Consider the following 14737-nt stretch of genomic DNA (forward strand, 5'->3'; position numbering starts at 1 on the left):
TCACGAGATCGCTCATCGAGGGGAAGCCCATGCCCAGCACCGCCTCCCGCCGGCTCGTCCGCCCGGCACTCCTGCTTACCGGCGTCGTCCTGGCCGCCGTCGTCGCGGGCTGTGGCTCGTCCGACGACGCGTCGACCGCCGCCCCCGGCCCGTCGGCCACCCCGGCCGCCGCCGCGCCGAGCGAGGCCGCCAGCGTGCTGGGCGTACGCGACCCGTGGGTCAAGGCCGCCGACGACGGCATGACCGCGGCGTTCGCCACGCTGGTCAACGACGGCGACACCGACGTCACCCTGACCGGCGCCAGCACCGAGGTCTCCCCGATGGAGGTGCACGAGATGGCCATGCGGGACGGCAAGATGGTCATGCAGGCCAAGACCGGCGGTGTGGTGATCAAGGCCGGTGGCGAGCACAAGCTGGAGCCCGGCGGCGACCACCTGATGCTGATGAACCTGACCGCACCGGTCAAGGCCGGGGACGAGCTGAGTATCACGCTCACCTTCGCCGACGGCCGGACCCAGACGTTCACCGCCGTGGCCAAGCCGTTCACCGGCGCGCAGGAGAGCTACGCCCCGGGGCACGGCGAGCCGATGCCGCACACCTCCCCCAGCCCGGCGTCGTGACCCCGACCCGTCGGCCGGTGAGCCGGCGCGGACTGCTCACCGGCGGCGCCCTGGCCGCCGGGGGCACGCTGGCCGGTGCCGCCGCCGTCGCCGCCGGCCGGGACGACCCACCGGCGGTACGTCCCGAGCCGGTGGCGGTCACCGTCGGCGCGGCGACCGAGCCGTTCCACGGCGTACACCAGTCCGGGATCACCACCGAGCCCCAGGCGCACGCGGCGTTCGTCGCCTTCACCCTGCGCCCCGGCACCGACCGGGCCGCCCTCGGCCGGATGCTGCGGCTACTCTCCGACGACGCCGCCCGGCTCACCCAGGGCCGTCCAGCGCTGGCCGACACCGAGCCGGAACTGGGCCTGCTGCCCGCCCGGCTCACCGTCACCTTCGGCTTCGGCCCGGGCCTGTTCACCGCCGCCGGCCTCGACGACCGCCGCCCGCCCTCGGTCGCCGACCTGCCCGCGTTCCGGGTCGACCGGCTGCAACCCCGCTGGTCCGGCGGGGACCTGCTGATCCAGGTGTGCGCCGACGACCCGATCACGGTCGCGCACGCCCAGCGGGTGCTGGTCAAGGACAGCCGTCCGTTCGCCACTGTCCGCTGGGTCCAGCAGGGTTTCCGGCGGGCCGCCGGTGCCGAGCCGGGCCGGACCCAACGCAACCTGTTCGGCCAGCTCGACGGCACCGCCAACCCGAAGCCGGGCGTCCCCGTCGAGACTGCGGTCTGGGTGCCCGACGGCCCGGACTGGCTGCGGCACGGCACCACGCTGGTGGTGCGGCGGATCAGCATGGACCTGGAGACCTGGGACCTGCTCGGACGCGTCGACCGGGAACTGGCCGTCGGCCGGCGACTGGGCGACGGCGCGCCGCTGACCGGGGCAGACGAGCACGACGAGCCGGACTTCGCCGCCCTCGGCCCGGACGGGCTCACCGTGATGCCGGACTTCTCCCACGTCACCCGGGCACACGTCACCGACGACCGGTTCCGGATCCTCCGCCGCCCCTACAACTACGATGGAACACCGGCCGCCGACGGCACCGCCGACAGCGGACTGATCTTCGCCTCCTACCAGGCCGACATCGACCGCCAGTTCCTGCCCATCCAGCGGCGGCTCGCCGAGCGGGACCTGCTCAACGAGTGGGTCACCCCGATCGGTTCCGCCGTCTTCGCCGTCCCGCCGGGGTGCCCGGAGAACGGCTGGATCGGCCGGCAACTGCTCGACTGACGAGGAGAATCACCCGCATGTCCACCCGCCTCCGCCACCGGGTCACCGCCGCACTGGCCGCCTCGTTGCTGGCCGCCACGACGCTGCTGGCCACGCCCGCCTCCCCCGCGTACGCGCACAACGTGCTGACCAAGGCCACCCCGGCGCAGGACGCCGAGGTCAAAAAGGCGCCGACCAAGGTCACCCTCCAGTTCCTCCAGCGACTGAACCCGGACTACACCACGATCACGCTCAGTGACGCGGACAAGGAGAAGGTGGCCACCAGCGAGCCGGAGGTGGACGGCACCAAGGGCACGATCACCATCGACGAGCCGCTGGTCAACGGCGTCTACACGGTGGCGTACCGGATCGTCTCCGCCGACGGGCACCCGGTGCAGGGGTCGTACGAGTTCACCGTGGCCGACCCGACCGCCACCGCCGAGCCGACCCCGACCCCGAGCCCCACTCCCAGCCCGGAGCCGACCGAGACGACGCCATCGGCGGAGCCGACCGTCTCCGCCAGCCCCGCCGCGAGCGGCACCGACGACGACTCGGCCCCGGTGGGGCTGCTGGTCGGTGCCGGGGTGCTGGTCATCCTGGCGGTCGGTGCGGCGGTGTTCCTGCTGCGCCGCCGTCGCGCCGTCGGGCAGTGAGCCCGGCTCAGCGCAACAGCACCGGTCCGGCGTCGATCCGGGTACGGAACAACGCATACGGCTTGCGGCGCAGGTCCTCGCCTCGGTGGTAGGTGGCCTGCCGGTGAAGTTGGTTCGCGGTCACGTAGAGGTGCCCGTCGACGGCCACCGACATGGTGTCGGGCCAGAGCAGGCGGGGATCGTGCACCACCGTCTCGTAGCCGCCGTCCCGGCGGCGGCGGAGCACCGCGTTGTGCTCGTACGAGGTCAGGTAGATCCGGCCGGCGTCGTCGCTCTCCAGGCCGTCCGACCCGGTGCCCTTGTCGCCCTCGTGCCGCACCGTGGCGGCCACCTCGTCCTCGCCGAGGGAGACGTCCACGAGGGCGTCGGTGGCCACGCTGTACCACTGGCGTGAGGCGAGGGCGCAGTAGTAGAGCCGGGTCCCGTCGGCGGAGATGGCGATGCCGTCCGAACCGATGGTGACCGGTTTCGGCGGCCCGTCCGCCGACCGCTCCAGGAACGGGCGGCCCTCCACCACCGGCCGGAAGCGGGACAGCGGCTCCGGTTTGGTGGACGGGTGCTCGTGCAGTCGCCGCCACGAGGCGCCCGTGTCGAGGTCCACCACGATGATCCCGTTCGCCCCGGCGACCGCCGAGTCGGTGACGTACGCGATCCCGGCGGCACCGCGCCGCAGGTCGAACCGTACGTCGTTGAGGTAGGTGGTGGGCAGCGCCACGTCCGGCGGAAAGGTGATCACCTGGGCGACCGTGTCGGTGGCCAGGTCGACGCGGACGAGTTTGGGGCCGCCGGGACGGGTCGGCTGGAACATCGGGCTGCCGGTGTCGAGCACCCAGAGCCGGTCGGCCGGATCGACCACGATGCTCTGCACCGAGACGAACGCCTCCGCGTCGTCGTCGCCGCCCGGCCGGTTCCATTCCGGGTCCGGGTACGGCACCTCCGCACCGTCGCGCAGCTCGACCACCGTGGCGGGGACCTCGTCGCCCCAGCGGGGAAAGTTGACGAAGATCCGGCCGGTGTGCGACACGCTCACCCCGGTCGGCATCGGCCCGGTGAACGCGTGGACCAGTTCCAGTTCGCCGACGGGCTCGTCCGTCACCGGTTGACTCATGCCCTGCTCCTGACTGTCGGTGCCCGTTCCCGTTCCCGGGGCCGACGGGGGCAAACGCGCCAACCAAACGGACTTCTAACCCATTAGGGTCTCTACTCCTCAACTTGCCTGTTACGGGATTATTCGCCTCATAGCCTTCACATGCCGCCTCCACCAGTCACCGCAGTACCGAAGGAGCCTTGATGCGAAAGAGATTCCTCGCCGCCGCCCTGGCGGGTGTGGCCGCGTCCACCGCGTTCGCCGCACCCGCCCTCGCGGAGGACACCATCGTCACGCTGACCGTCGACGCCGCCGGCGGCCTGTCGATCACCGTGCCCGCGACGGCGAACATCGGCCACGGCATCGAGGGCAGCTCCGTCTCCGGCCTGCTCGGGCCGGTCACGGTGCTCGACCAGCGCGGATCGCTCACCCCGAACTGGACCGCCACCGTCATCTCCAGCGACTTCGTCACCGGCGGCGGCAGCTCCGGCGAGACGATCCCGAACATCAACGTCAGCTACTGGTCAGGTCCGGCCACGGCCACGGCCGGCAGCGGCACCTTCACGCCCGGCCAGCCGAACTCGGCCGCCCAACAGATCATCAACGTGCCGCGTACCGCGTTCAGCAAGACCGGCGGCACCGGCAACAACTTCGCCACCTGGAACCCCACCCTGGTGGTGAATATCCCGCCCGGCACGGTGCAGGGCACCTACCGCGGGACGGTGACACATTCGGTGGCCTAGGCTCCTCGGCCGGCTGGTGCCGCTGGCCTCCGTCGCCCTCGTGGCGCTCGGAGTGCCGGCGGCTCCGGCCGTTGCCGCGCAGGAGCACGTACAGGCCATCACTGTGCCGCAGCACGTACAGGCCGTCACCGTGCCGCAGCACGCGCAGGCCGCCTCGCGGGACGGCATCGGCATCCGCCTGATGGACATCCCCGCCAAGCGGGCCGAGGACCCCCGGGCCCGGGTCTACATCATCGACCACCTGAAGCCCGGCGCCACGATCAGCCGCCGGGTCGAGGTCAGCAACGACTCGCCCGAGCGACAGCAGATCGAGCTGTACGCCGGGGCCGCGGCCATCGAGAACAACGCCTTCGCCGTCCCGGAGGGACGCGAGAGCAACGAGCTGAGCGACTGGATCAGCCTCGGCGCCACCGTTCTCGACCTCGCTCCGGGCGAACGCGCGCCGGTCGAGGTCGACGTCGAGGTGCCCCGGACCGCGTCCAAGGGCGAGCGGTACGCGGCCATCTGGGCACAGGTCTCCAGCGAACCGCGACAGGGCGACAACGTCATCCAGGTGCACCGGGTGGGCATCCGGCTCTATCTCGACGTCGGCCCGGGCGGCGAACCGCCGACCGACTTCCGCATCGACGAGGTGGCCGCCGAGCCCGGCACCGGCGAGTTCCCGGTGGTGACCGCGCGGGTGACCAACACCGGCGGCCGGGCGTTGGACATGACCGGCACACTGCGCCTGACCAAGGACTCGATCCGGGCAGGGCCGTTCAAGGTGACCAACGGGGTGACCATCCTGCCCGGACAGAGCGGACAGGTCCGCATCGAGGTGAACGAGTCCCTGCCGGCCGGCGTCTGGACCGCGAGACTGGCCCTGGTCAGCGGCGTGGTGGAGCGTACCGCCGACGGACGGATCACCCTGCCGGTCGGCACCCGCGCCACCATGGACAACTCGCCCGCCTGGCTGCCCTACACGCTCGGCACGCTGGTCGCGGTGGCCGCCGTCGGCGCACTCGGTGCCTGGCACGTATCCCGCCGCCGCCGAGCCCTCGCGGTCCCGACCCGCCAGGTAGGCCCGTTCGACTGACCACCCGCGACCCGAGCCGCCCCGCCACCCGACACCCGACACGGCACGAGCCCGCCAAGCCCTCCATGGTGTCCCCGGCCCACACCCTGTCCCGGCCCACACGATGTCCCCGACCTCCGTGCTCCCGGGCCCTGCGCGAAACCGCCGAGCCCTCCGCGATCATGGAGTTGTGGCCGTCGATCATGGAGTTGCGGCTCTTGATTCGTCAGCTTTCGCTACTTATATGAGGGCCACAACTCCATGATCGGCGCGGCGAGGCGGTGGCATGGCGCGGCGGTGGGACGGCGGGCACGGCGGCGGGGGCGGGGCGGGTGCGGGCGACCTGGCAGCGGCGTGGCGACGAGGCCCGACCGTTCATCGGACGGCCGGGCCTCGTCGTGCCACCGTCAGGAAACCGAGAATACTCCACAAACGGTCATATAGGATCAGACTCACATTTGCCGACGATGTACGTGCTCCGGCCCGGGGCCGGGACCGGCGCGTACGCCGCAGGGAGGTCGTGATGATGGTCCGGGGCCGCACTGCACGCTCGACACGTCCCGGCCGAACGGTCGTCGCGGGCCTGGTCGCGATCGGCGTGCTCACCGCCGCGCCGGCGGCGTCGGCCGTGGCGGGACGAGCCGCGCCGGCCGCTGCGGCAGGGGCTTCGGCCGCCACCCCGCCGCCCGGCTCGACCGGCGTCTACTTCGAGGTGCTGCCGTCGCCGACCGGAAGCCCGACGCCCGACCCGCAGCCGACACCGCACCCGACCGGGCAGCCCACGCCGCACCCGACCGAGCAACCGCATCCGACCTGGCAGCCGACGCCGCACCCGTCCCGGCAGCCGCTGCCGGTCACCGGGTCGGACTCCGGCCCGGGACCGCTGCTGGCGCTGGCCGCCGTGTTGATCGTCGGCGGCGGGATCCTCGGCGTCCTCGGGCGGCGGCGGGTCAGATGACCGAGTGGGTCACGGTGGCGCGGTAGCCGCCGGTCACCGCGCTCGTCGGCAGCGTCACCGACAGGGTGGGATTCCAACTCGCCGAGTTGGCGCCGGTCAGGCCGGACCACGCCGCGGCGGTACGCGGCACGTCCAGCACCGCCCCGGGCTGCGGCAGGAAGACGCCGAGGCCGGTGGTGCTCACCGCCGTGCCCGAGGCGTACCGGACGGCGGAGCGCGGGATGGTCTCCCCCGGTGTACCGGATCCCGTGGTGAAGGCGGTCACCGACACCGTCGCCGTCCAGGAGCCAGCGCTCAGTCCCCGGTCGTCGACGACCGTGACCAGGCCGAGCTGGTTCGCCAGCGACGTGCCGGGGACACCCCGACCGATCGACGCGACGGACGGGACGCTGATCCGAAGCCCGGCCAGCGGCGAGATCACCAGGCTCACCGGGCGGGTGGCGGACTGGTCGTACGAGTCGGTGACCCGGACCGTGAAGGAGAACGTGCCCGCCTGGGTCGGCGTACCGGAGAGCAGTCCGGTGCCGGCGGCGAGGGTCAACCCGGGCGGCAGCGAGCCGCTGCTCACCGACCAGGTGAACGGCGCGGTCCCGCCGTTCACGGTCAACTGCTGCGAGTACGGCTCGGACACCTTGCCGTTGGGCGGGGCCGGGAAGGTCAGGGTCGGCGAGGCGTTGACCGTCACCGCTGCGGACTGCGCCGAGTCGGGGCCGGTGCCGGCGGCGTTGATCGCGGCGATCCGGAAGGTGTACGTGGTGCCGGCGGTCAGCCCGGTCACGGTCCGGGAGGTCGGCGACGCCGGCAGGGTGATCGGTGCCTGGGCCACCCCACCGACGTACGGGGTCAGGCGGTAGCCGGTGATCTCCGCACCGCCGTTGGAAGGCGCGTTCCAGGTGATCGCGGCGGCGTTGGTGCCGGCGGCGACCGAGGTGATGGTGGGCGCGCCGGGCAGCGTGTACGGCACCACCGGCGCCGACGCTGCGCTGGCCGTACCGATGCCGTAGGCGTTGATCGCCGCGACCCGGAAGGTGTACTGGGCCGAGGCGGTCAGCCCGGTCAGCGTACGGGTGGTGGTGGAGGCGTCGAAGGTGATCGTCGGCTGCGTCACGCCGTCCCGGGTCGGGGTGAGCACGTACCCGGTGATCGGGCTGCCGTTGTCGGCCGGGGCAGCCCACGACACGGTGGCGCTGGTGATGCCGGCGACCGCCGTCGGCGTGGCCGGGGCGGCCGGCGCGGAGGCGTAGACGAAGTTGACCGCGCCGGCGACCCCTCGGGTGGCCACGGAGATGGTCACCGGTGCGGCGCTGCTGCGGGCCGGCAGCGAGGAGATCGCCAGGCTGCCGTCGCTGTTGGTGGTGAAGCAGCCGGCGGCCGGGCCGGAGGTGCAGGGCAGCAGCACCACCGAGGCAGCGGTGCGCTGCTCGTCGGCGGTGCCGATGGTGATCGCGGTGGCACCGGCGAGGTTGCTGCCGCGTACGGTGACCGCGACGCCGCCCGCGATGGCGCTGATGGCCGGGCTGACGGTGAGGCCGGTCGGCGCGGTCAGCGGGGTGACCGCGGTGGTGGTCGAGGTGTAGCCGGGGCTCGCGTCGATCGACGACGCGGTGGCGACCGTGCCGGTCTGGATCAGTGTCGGTGTCACCGAGGTCCCGGTCACGGTGGCGGCCACGGTGATCGGCGAGAGGTTGCTGCCACCGGGGAACGGCACGTTGGAGTTCGTGCAGGTGATGCTCTGTCCGGAGGGCGTGCCACAGGACCATCCCGTGCCGTACGCGCCGCGCGGCACCACGCCGGTCGGCATGGTCTGGGTGACCAGGATCGGCGCCGGCTCGCTGGTGCCGCTCTCCACCCGGGGTGTGATCGTGTACGTGACCGGGTCACCGGGCTGCGGGCTGGCCCCGACCGAACTGGTCTGTGTCACGGTCAGGTCGGGCACCTGGTTGAAGCTGACCGCGCGGGCGTTGTCGATCTCGTGGAAGTCGGTGACCGCGCCGGTGGAACCGACCCAGCCGAAGGCGAGTTGCCGGGGGAAGCCGTTGGCGTTCAGCCAGTTCGGCGACGGGTACAGGGTCGACGACACCACCGGCAACGCGCCGGACAGAGTCCGGGCCGTCCCGCCGACGGGGGTGAACCGGACCGCGTACTGCCCGGCGGGCACGGTGATCCCGGTGCTGGTGGTGTACGTCGACCCGGTGGTGTTGGCGACCACCTCGACCGGCACCACCGAGGCCGCGCGGGTGCTCGCCCGCAACGCGAGGGCCGAGGACGAGGTGCTGGTGGCGGTGCTGTTGACCGCGCAGTAGCCGACGCCGTTGCGGCCCGGTCCACGGATCACCACCTGGCCCGGCACCCGCCCGCCGGTGGTGGAGATGTACGGCGGGTTGGTGCAGCCGGTGCCCTGGTAGACGCTGTTGCTGTAGTTGCCGAAGACGTCGAATCCGATGCCCAGGTAGCCGTTGGAGAGGCCGACGGAGCCGCCGTTGAAGGCGGCCGAGTAGCCGAGCGATCCGCCCGGCTGACCGATGATCGACGGCGAGCGTGGGTCGGCCGGGTCGACGGCGGCGAGCACGAAGGCCAGGCCGTCGGCCCCCGGGCTGGTGCCGCCGTACTGGTAGGAGTTGAACGTGACGTGCAGTCCCTGCGACGTCGGCACGCTCACCGCGCCGAACACGCCGCCCTGCCGGGTCAACGACGCCGGTGTCAGCCGGAGCTTGCCGCTGCCCTGCGGGTCGGTGCTGCTCGGGCAGCTCAGCAGCGGACCGGTGGTGGTGTTGCCGGACGCGCTGAGGCAGGCGCTGTTGCTGCTGGTGCCCAAGGGCACACCCGGCACCGCCACCGCGCCGATGCCGTTCGCGGTGTTGTTGCGGAAGGGCTGGTCGAACAGCACGGTACCGTCCGCCGCCGCCGGGCCGGGTACGGCGACCAGCAGTCCGATGGTCAGCGCGGCCGACATCGCCGTGGCGACCGCCGGACGTCCCCAGTGCGCGAACGACATGCACCCCTCCGGACTCATCCACCTCGCCGACCTCACAGGGACCCTACGGTGCCCTAAAGGACAAAAATGGCCAAACCAGACATTCGGGGTGTCAGGCGTCGGCTCTGTCCGGGGTCGACGTGGCACGGGGTCGCGGGGCCGGCACGTGGTCGACCGGGGCGTACCCGGCCGCCTGGAGGGTGAACAGGTCGGCGTAGCGGCCGGCGGCGGCCATCAGTTCGTCGTGGGTACCGGCCTCGACCAGGCGACCGTGATGCAGCACGAAGATCCGGTCGGCGTGCCGGACGTTGGCCAGGCGGTGCGTGATGAGAATCGTGGTCGCCCGCCCCTGCCGGTCGCGGATCGCCTGGAACAACGCGTCCTCCGCCCTCGGGTCGAGCGCCGAGGAGGGCTCGTCCATCACCAGCAGTTCCGCGTCGCGGAGAAACCCACGGGCGGCCGTGATCCGCTGCCACTGGCCGCCGGAGAGGTCCTGCCCGTTGGCGAAGGTCCGGTCGAGCAGCGTCTCGTACCCGTACGGCAACTCGCGGATCATCTCGTCCGCGACCGCGCGGGCCGCCGCCGCCTCGATCCGGTCCTGCCGCACCTCGCCCTCGATGTCACCGATCGCGATGTTCGTGGCGGCGGTGAACGGCCACTTGTGGTACTCCTGCGTGACCACCGCGATGCGGTCCCGCAGGCCGTCGCGGTCCAGCTCGGTCAGGGCCCGCCCGTTCCATCGGATCGCCCCCTCGGTGGGGGTACGCAGGGAGGCGATCAGCGCGGCGAGAGTGCTCTTGCCGGAACCGTTCTCCCCGACGAACGCCACGGTCTGCCCCGCCTGGACGGTCAGCGTCACCCCGTCGACGGCCAGGTCGTCCCGGTCGGGGTAACGCAGGCTCACCCCGTCGACGGTCAACTCCCGCAACCGCTCCGGCGGCACGGCGTCCACCGCCTCCGGCAGATACCCGGCGGCCCGGGTCATGAAGCCGGTGTAGTCGCGGAAGTGCTGACCCTCGGTGTAGACCCGGTCCATCTGAAAGGTGACCACCGAGAGCGAACGCTGCGCCGCCTGCACCGCGATCACACAGGTCGCCGCAGCGGCGAGCGGGATCTGCCCGTCGATGAGCAACAGGCCGAGCAGGACGTAGACCAGGCCGGTGGCGACACCGCCGATGAGCGACCCCACCGTGGTGGTCGTGGTGACCCGGCGGGCCAACGCGAGCTGAATGTCGGTCTCCACCCCCATCACCCGGTCGTGCTGGTCGAGCAGGAACCGGCGCAGCCCGTACGAGCGCAGCTCCGGTGCCGAGTCCCGTTCGGCCATCAACCGGTGCAGCAACCACATCCGCCGTCGCCGCACCGAACCGGCGATGTAGGTCCGGTAGTGCAGGTGTCCGGCGCGCAGCGACGCCCAGGCGTTCGGCACGGTGGCGACCAGCAACGCCAGCAGCAACAACGGGTGGACCAGCACCACGGCCACCGCCACCGCCACCACGCCGACCAACCCGGCGAGCAGGTTCATCGAGGCCGGCACCAGACTCACCGCCGAATCGGTGCCCCTCGACGCCCGCTCCATGTCGTCGGCGAACGCGTCCGCGTCGAACGCCTCCAACCGCACCGCCGTGGTCACCTCGAACAGGCCCCGCTCCACCTCCCGGCTGACCCGGGGCGTCAGCCCGTTCAACGCGTACCCGGTGGCGATCGCCATGCCGGACCGCACCGCGGTCGCCGCCGCCAGCACCGCGAGCGCCGGCAGCGCCGCCACCACCTTGTCCCCGGTCGGCCCACCGGCGAACAGCTCCACCAGCACCCGCTGCGTCGCCAGCAGCCCGAACGCCGACATCACCCCCGCGCCGACCGTCGCCACCGCCACCACCGAGGTACGCACCCGGTCGGCCCGCCAACTGATGCGCAGTGCCGCCCAGACCAGCGTGGGCAGTTCGGCGAAGACGGCGAACAGTCCTGCCTCTGTCCGGGCTCGCATCCCGGTCTCCCACCACGTCGACCGCAGCTCGGGCAGCACCGACTCGGTGGCCACCGGCTCTGAGCGCGGGACGCGGGCCCGTCGTCGGGTCGGGGTGACGGCCATGGGCGTACCTCCTGGGGCGGGTGGACGGCGCGGCGCCCGGTGTCAGGCACACCGGACGATGGCCACCGGCTTCGTCGCTGAAGGCGTTCGGACCGCTACCTATAGTCACTGCGGAGGTGTCGTCGGTCCAGCCCCTGTCGGCGTGCCGACCCACGATGTCGACCGATGCGGCGTCCGGCCGGATCGGCGACGCGACGCGCGATCGCGTCAGGACCCGGCGTACTCCGGGAGCCGACGGGCCACCTCGTCCGGGCCCGGCATCGCGGCGATCTCCCGGGCCAGCGCGGACGCCGCGTCGCGGTGGTCCGACCGACGCGGCAGCAGGCGCGCGGCGTGCTCGGCGACCGCCTCGGCGGTGACCTCGTCGGGCCGCAACCGCAGCCCCGCACCGGCGGCCACCACGGCGTCGGCGTTGGCGAACTGGTCGGCGCCCTGCGGAAGGATCAGTTGCGGCAGACCGGCGGCGAGCGCACCGAGCGTGGTGCCGCTGCCGCCGTGGTGCACCACCAGGTCCGCCCGGGGCAGCACCTCCGCCTGCGGCACCCACTCCCGCACGACCACGTCGGCCGGTACGACGCCGATCTCCTCCACCGGTACCCGCCCGGCGGCCACCACCACCCGGGCCCCCAGCCGGGCCAGCCCCGCGACGGTGGTGGTCACCAGGTCAGCGGAGCCGAAGGCGGTCCCGAAGGTCAGATAGACCAGCGGCCCCGACCCGTCGTCGTCCCAGGTCGGCGTCGGTCCCGGTGCCGAGAACGGGACGGGCCGCAGCGCGATCCGCTCGGCCGTCGCGGCGAACGTCGCATCCTGCAACGACGGTGGGCAGATGTCCAGGTGCGGTCGTCCGGGTGCGGCAGCGATCGCGGTCGGCGACTCCAGGCCGATGTGCGGCGGGAACATCCGGCCGAAGCCGTGCCAGAGTCCGGGGACGCCGGCCTGCGCGGCGGCGACGGCCGCTCCGGGTACGCCCCAACCGTGCACCACCAGGTCCGGGGCCAACCGCTCCAGATCCGGTGCCAGGTCCTCGGCGTACATCTCGTAGAACGTGTCGGCGGGGCGGAACGGCCGCAGCCCGTTCGCGGCGAGCGGCGTGTGCACCGCCTCCCCGGCGGCGAAGTGCACCTCGTGCCCGGCCTGTCGGGCGGCGACGGCCAGCGGGATCATCGGATAGGCGTGACCGACCGAGGCCAGGCTGGCGAAGATCAGACGCATCGAGGGCTCCTACCCGTCAGGCGCCGCGCGGGGCGTACATGATCACGGCCACGCCGAGCAGGCAGATCGCCGCGCCGGTGACGTCCCAGCGGTCCGGCCGGAACCCATCGAAGATCATGCCCCAGGCCAGTGAACCGGCGACGAACACCCCGCCGTACGCGGCCAGGATGCGCCCGAAGTTCGGGTCCGGCTGGAACGTGGCCACGAAGCCGTACGCCCCGAGGGCGAGCACCCCGGCGGCGACGAACCACAGTCCACGGTGCTCCCGCCAGCCCTGCCACACCAACCACGCCCCGCCGATCTCGGCGACGGCGGCGAGCACGAACAGCAGCACGGAACGCAGCACGGTCACGGCCCGCACCCTACCCGGATGTAAGCAGGGGACCCCTGCTATGCACCAGGCGTTAGTACGGGTCCCTTCCTTACATCCCGGACTACCCGGCCGGATGGGCCATGGTGCCGGTGAGCGTGACGGTGCCCGGCAGCCGGGAGTCCTGCCGCAGGAACTGCACCACCACCGGCACCGCGGAGTGCACCACGCAGCCGTACGGGCGGTCCAGACGGACGGCCTCCGGATCGATCAGGTCGTTGACGCGTACGTGCCGGATCCGTCGGGCGCCGACGACGAAGCGGTACGGCCCGACCGGTTCGGCGTCCTCGTAGTAGAAGGTGAGCGTGAGCCGGGCCTCGGCGTCGGAGGTGTTGAGTACGCAGATCTTGTCGAAGCTGGTGAACTCCGGTTCCGACCCGTTGCTGCCGAGCGGGATGTGCCCGCCCGGCACCACCCAGACGAGTCCGCCGAGCTGTCCCATCACGCCTCCTCGAGCAGTCGGGCCAGATCGGGGGTGAGGAACACCCCGTCCGGGTCGAGGCGGCGTCGCGCCTCCCGGAAGTCGTCCCAGTGCGGGAAGAGCGGGCGCAGTTCCCGTGCGGTCAGCCAGTGTTTCTTGCCCCAGTGCGGTCGGCCACCGTACTGCCGGAAGATCGCCTCCATGTCGCGGAAGTACTCCTCGTACGGCAGCGAGGTGTTCTGCAGGCAGGCGATGGTGGTGGTCGGACGGTCGTACGCGTTGCTGAGCCAGATGTCGTCGGCGGCGATGGTCCGCACCAGCACCCGCCACCCCACGATGCGTCGGTGCCGGCTCAGGATCCGCTTGCGGACCTCGGTGAAGCAGGCCGTGAACGCCTCGGCCGGCAGCATGTACTCGATCTCCTCGAAGCGCAGGTCCCGGTCCTGTGGGATGGTCCGGTGGGTCGGGCCGATCTCCAGCTCGCGGGGCTCGGTCCACGGGGTCGACTCCAACGCCTGGCGGGCCACCCACATCTGCCCCTCGGGCAGGTCGTCGGCGCGGTTCATGGTGCGGATCTGGGTCAGGTCGCTGCGCGGATACCAGTAGAAGTCCATGTTGCGGTTGGTGTGCTGCAACTCGGCCAGGTGGTCCAGGGTCCAGTCGACCGGCGCGCACCAGGCCCGTCGGCGCAGCTCGTAACGGGGCTGCGCGTCAATGGTGATCTTGGTGACCACGCCCAGGGCACCGAGTGAGAGCCGCGCGGCGGGCAGCAGGTCGGCGTTGCTGTTCGGCGAGATGTCCAGCGTCTCGCCGGTGCCGGTCACCAGCCGCACCCCGGCGACCTGCGTGGAGAGGTTGCCGAACCGGACGCCGGTGCCGTGCGTACCGGTGGCGGTGGCACCTGCGATCGACTGGTAGTCGACGTCACCGAGGTTCTCCATCGCCAGACCGGCGTCATAGAGGCTCTCACCGAGCGCCTTCAACCGGGTGCCGCCCCAGACCGTGAACTGGTCACCGTCCTGGTGGACGACCCCGCTGAGCCGATCCAGGCTGACCAGCGTCCCGTTGGTGCGGACCAACGGACTCGACGAGTGCCCCGAGCCGACCGGACGCAGGTGGGTGCCGGACTCGCGGGCCCGCAACACCAGCTCGCGGACCTCGTCCTCGTCGGCCGGCTCGGCGTTGCCACCGGGGGTGAAGGAGAGGCTGCCGGACCAGTTCACGAACGGACGGGGCATCACGACCTCTTCTCGGTGGTGAACGAGACGCTTACCCGGCCGCGAGCTGGGTATTCATGTTTCAAACCCGTACTGCACGAGCTTTCACGAGCATTTCGGCAACTACGTCCTTCCGGAGCTGC

The 14737-nt window shown here is 72.1% G+C and carries 13 protein-coding genes; 6 read left to right on the top strand and 7 right to left on the bottom strand.

Annotated features, from left to right (window positions below):
• Nucleotides 1-29: 29 nt before the first annotated feature.
• From ACIBO1_RS03040 to ACIBO1_RS03050, 3 genes are read left to right on the top strand one after another with little or no spacing between them, the layout of a single operon-like run.
• On the top strand, nucleotides 30-620 hold the full coding sequence (locus ACIBO1_RS03040; RefSeq protein ID WP_396740986.1) for a copper chaperone PCu(A)C: 591 nt from the start codon (nucleotides 30-32) through the stop codon (nucleotides 618-620).
• Nucleotides 617-1834, top strand: a complete 1218-nt coding sequence (locus ACIBO1_RS03045; protein WP_396740987.1) for a Dyp-type peroxidase — start codon at nucleotides 617-619, stop codon at nucleotides 1832-1834. The genes ACIBO1_RS03040 and ACIBO1_RS03045 overlap by 4 nt, the downstream gene beginning before the upstream one ends.
• Before the next feature lie 17 nt (nucleotides 1835-1851).
• Complete coding sequence (locus tag ACIBO1_RS03050) at nucleotides 1852-2466, top strand: copper resistance protein CopC (RefSeq protein ID WP_396740988.1); 615 nt, start codon at nucleotides 1852-1854, stop codon at nucleotides 2464-2466.
• A 7-nt stretch (nucleotides 2467-2473) separates the two neighbouring features.
• On the opposite strand, the gene ACIBO1_RS03055 is transcribed toward ACIBO1_RS03050, so the two are convergent.
• Entirely contained in the window at nucleotides 2474-3574 is a 1101-nt protein-coding gene (locus ACIBO1_RS03055; RefSeq protein WP_396740989.1) for an L-dopachrome tautomerase-related protein, read from the bottom strand.
• Nucleotides 3575-3756: 182 nt separating this feature from the next.
• Here ACIBO1_RS03055 and ACIBO1_RS03060 point away from each other — a divergent pair, with 182 nt between their 5' ends.
• The 3 genes from ACIBO1_RS03060 to ACIBO1_RS03070 all read left to right on the top strand — a co-directional run bounded on the left by ACIBO1_RS03060 (nucleotide 3757) and on the right by ACIBO1_RS03070 (nucleotide 6308).
• Nucleotides 3757-4296 (top strand): hypothetical protein, encoded by a 540-nt coding sequence (locus ACIBO1_RS03060; RefSeq protein ID WP_396740990.1) that lies wholly within the window; start codon nucleotides 3757-3759, stop codon nucleotides 4294-4296.
• A gap of 16 nt (nucleotides 4297-4312) precedes the next feature.
• The gene (locus tag ACIBO1_RS03065) at nucleotides 4313-5371 is read left to right on the top strand and encodes a hypothetical protein (protein ID WP_396740991.1); all 1059 of its coding nucleotides are present in this window, start codon (nucleotides 4313-4315) and stop codon (nucleotides 5369-5371) included.
• A gap of 502 nt (nucleotides 5372-5873) precedes the next feature.
• On the top strand, nucleotides 5874-6308 hold the full coding sequence (locus tag ACIBO1_RS03070; protein WP_396740992.1) for a hypothetical protein: 435 nt from the start codon (nucleotides 5874-5876) through the stop codon (nucleotides 6306-6308).
• Here ACIBO1_RS03070 and ACIBO1_RS03075 read toward each other — a convergent pair.
• The 6 genes from ACIBO1_RS03075 to ACIBO1_RS03100 all read right to left on the bottom strand — a co-directional run bounded on the left by ACIBO1_RS03075 (nucleotide 6301) and on the right by ACIBO1_RS03100 (nucleotide 14615).
• Entirely contained in the window at nucleotides 6301-9303 is a 3003-nt protein-coding gene (locus ACIBO1_RS03075) for a fibronectin type III domain-containing protein (RefSeq protein WP_396740993.1), read from the bottom strand. The two genes, ACIBO1_RS03070 and ACIBO1_RS03075, sit on opposite strands and share 8 nt — an antisense overlap.
• Before the next feature lie 91 nt (nucleotides 9304-9394).
• A complete protein-coding gene (locus tag ACIBO1_RS03080; protein ID WP_396740994.1) occupies nucleotides 9395-11374 on the bottom strand; it encodes an ABC transporter ATP-binding protein in 1980 nt (659 codons plus the stop codon).
• A 207-nt stretch (nucleotides 11375-11581) separates the two neighbouring features.
• On the bottom strand, nucleotides 11582-12586 hold the full coding sequence (locus ACIBO1_RS03085) for a glycosyltransferase (protein ID WP_396740995.1): 1005 nt from the start codon (nucleotides 12584-12586) through the stop codon (nucleotides 11582-11584).
• A 16-nt stretch (nucleotides 12587-12602) separates the two neighbouring features.
• A complete protein-coding gene (locus ACIBO1_RS03090) occupies nucleotides 12603-12938 on the bottom strand; it encodes a YnfA family protein (protein ID WP_350696092.1) in 336 nt (111 codons plus the stop codon).
• An 82-nt stretch (nucleotides 12939-13020) separates the two neighbouring features.
• Nucleotides 13021-13398, bottom strand: coding sequence for a sensory rhodopsin transducer (locus ACIBO1_RS03095; protein WP_396740996.1), 378 nt, complete (start codon nucleotides 13396-13398; stop codon nucleotides 13021-13023).
• The gene (locus ACIBO1_RS03100) at nucleotides 13398-14615 is read right to left on the bottom strand and encodes a D-arabinono-1,4-lactone oxidase (protein WP_396740997.1); all 1218 of its coding nucleotides are present in this window, start codon (nucleotides 14613-14615) and stop codon (nucleotides 13398-13400) included. Before ACIBO1_RS03100 ends, ACIBO1_RS03095 begins: the two co-directional genes overlap by 1 nt.
• Nucleotides 14616-14737 lie beyond the last annotated feature (122 nt).

Origin of the sequence: Micromonospora sp. NPDC049903 (assembly GCF_044460945.1) — a bacterium.
Classification (GTDB): Bacteria; Actinomycetota; Actinomycetes; order Mycobacteriales; family Micromonosporaceae; genus Micromonospora.